This window comes from Croceivirga lutea, assembly GCF_014235875.1.
In the GTDB taxonomy this organism is placed as follows: Bacteria; Bacteroidota; Bacteroidia; order Flavobacteriales; family Flavobacteriaceae; genus Croceivirga; species Croceivirga lutea.
In genome coordinates this window covers 1-2,500 of the sequence record NZ_JACJUK010000014.1, presented here as the reverse complement: position 1 = coordinate 2,500, position 2,500 = coordinate 1, and the positions used below count along the sequence as shown (strand labels likewise).

General features: G+C 49.4%; 2 tRNA genes and 2 rRNA genes (1 of these 4 cut by a window edge). All 4 read right to left on the bottom strand.

What is annotated here, in order from left to right:
* Window positions 1-243 (bottom strand): 23S ribosomal RNA (locus H5V42_RS15090); it reaches 2,547 nt to the left of the window's first position.
* Window positions 244-492: 249 nt separating this feature from the next.
* Window positions 493-566, bottom strand: a tRNA-Ala gene (locus tag H5V42_RS15085).
* A gap of 130 nt (window positions 567-696) precedes the next feature.
* Window positions 697-770 (bottom strand) — tRNA-Ile (locus H5V42_RS15080).
* Window positions 771-871: 101 nt separating this feature from the next.
* Window positions 872-2,391: ribosomal RNA gene (locus H5V42_RS15075) — 16S ribosomal RNA — on the bottom strand.
* Together the 16S and 23S rRNA genes with 2 tRNA genes alongside form the textbook arrangement of a ribosomal RNA operon.
* Window positions 2,392-2,500 lie beyond the last annotated feature (109 nt).

The following is a 2,500-nucleotide window of genomic DNA, read 5'->3' as shown; positions in this document are numbered from 1 at the left end:
GCGTTCGCTCGCCACTACTAACGGAATCACTCTTGTTTTCTCCTCCTCCACCTACTTAGATGTTTCAGTTCGGTGGGTTCGCCTCCTTACGGATAACAGGCCTTCAACCTGCTGGGTTGCCCCATTCGGACATCCACGGATCAACACTCGTGTGCAGTTCCCCGTGGCTTTTCGCAGCTTACCACGTCCTTCATCGCCTCTGGGAGCCTAGGCATTCCCCATACGCCCTTATTTTGCTTGTTCGCACTATATCAGATAAATCTAATATGTGCCCCTCGTAATCCTTAATATTATAATTTGTATTCTATTCTACTACAAGTTTCTTCTCTTATTTTCGCAAACATACATATACCCTTAAGTATACATATATCCGCATCCCAATATGTCAATGAACGTTGTCGCGGGTGGTAACTAACAATTAATTATCAGTAACTTCCCTCTTGCAATCTCTTAAAACAATTAAAAAAATAATTGCCTCAAAGAATTGCTTTGTGGAGAATATCGGAGTCGAACCGATGACCTCCTGCGTGCAAGGCAGGCGCTCTAGCCAGCTGAGCTAATTCCCCATAACTAGTAGTTAGTAATGAGTAGTTAGTAGTTAGTACATAACTACATACCCAACTTCCAGAATTTCCTTTGTTCAATATGTTTTGGCTTTATAGCCTAAGAACTTTACATTTTTTGTCTGCCGACTTGTAGTCTCAGGCAGACTCGAACTGCCGACCTCTACATTATCAGTGTAGCGCTCTAACCAGCTGAGCTATGAGACTGTTTGGTCTTATACCAATTATATCATGACATATTAACGACAGCGCTAACAAGGCCTTCGAAAGACATCTCCGGGATAGGATGGGCTGAGCCCATTCTCTAGAAAGGAGGTGTTCCAGCCGCACCTTCCGGTACGGCTACCTTGTTACGACTTAGCCCTAGTTACCGGTCTTGCCCTAGGCCGCTCCTTACGGTGACGGACTTCAGGCACTCCAGGCTTCCATGGCTTGACGGGCGGTGTGTACAAGGCCCGGGAACGTATTCACCGCATCATGGCTGATATGCGATTACTAGCGATTCCAGCTTCACGGAGTCGAGTTGCAGACTCCGATCCGAACTGTGATCGGCTTTGTAGATCCGCTCCCCCTCACGGGGTGGCTTCCCTCTGTACCGACCATTGTAGCACGTGTGTGGCCCAGGACGTAAGGGCCGTGATGATTTGACGTCATCCCCACCTTCCTCACGGTTTGCACCGGCAGTCCCGTTAGAGTCCCCATCTTTACATGCTGGCAACTAACGGCAGGGGTTGCGCTCGTTATAGGACTTAACCTGACACCTCACGGCACGAGCTGACGACAACCATGCAGCACCTTGCAGGCAGTCCGAAGAAAGGGGCGTCTCTGCCCCATGCAGCCTGCATTTAAGCCCTGGTAAGGTTCCTCGCGTATCATCGAATTAAACCACATGCTCCACCGCTTGTGCGGGCCCCCGTCAATTCCTTTGAGTTTCATTCTTGCGAACGTACTCCCCAGGTGGGATACTTATCACTTTCGCTTGGCCACGGAGCTTACGCCCCACAGCTAGTATCCATCGTTTACGGCGTGGACTACCGGGGTATCTAATCCCGTTCGCTCCCCACGCTTTCGTCCATCAGCGTCAGTACATAGTTGGCCACCTGCCTTCGCGATCGGTGTTCTATGTGATATCTATGCATTTCACCGCTACACCACATGTTCCGGCAACCTCACTATGACTCAAGACCTACAGTATCAAGGGCAGTCCCACGGTTGAGCCGTGGCCTTTCACCCCTGACTTATAGGCCCGCCTACGGACCCTTTAAACCCAATGATTCCGGATAACGCTCGGACCCTCCGTATTACCGCGGCTGCTGGCACGGAGTTAGCCGGTCCTTATTCGTACAGTACCGTCAGCTACTTACACGTAAGTAGGTTTCTTCCTGTAAAAAAGCAGTTTACAACCCATAGGGCAGTCATCCTGCACGCGGCATGGCTGGATCAGTCTCTCGACCATTGTCCAATATTCCTCACTGCTGCCTCCCGTAGGAGTCTGGTCCGTGTCTCAGTACCAGTGTGGGGGATCCCCCTCTCAGGGCCCCTAATCATCGCTGCCTTGGTAAGCCGTTACCTTACCAACTAACTAATGATACGCATGGCCATCCCTATCCGATAAATCTTTAATTAATTAATTATGCAATCAATTAATACTATAGAGCATTAATCCGCGTTTCCACGGGCTATTCCCTTGATAGGGGCAGGTTCCATACGCGTTCCGCACCCGTGCGCCGGTCGTCAGCTGGTGCAAGCACCACTGTTACCCCTCGACTTGCATGTGTTAGGCCTGCCGCTAGCGTTCATCCTGAGCCAGGATCAAACTCTCCATCGTATAATCTTTAATATTCTACGACTCTAGTCCATCCAAAACCCAAAGAAATCTTTCGAATTACTTGTTGTTTATTCTACGCTGTCGTTTCAATATGTCTAATGAACTTTGT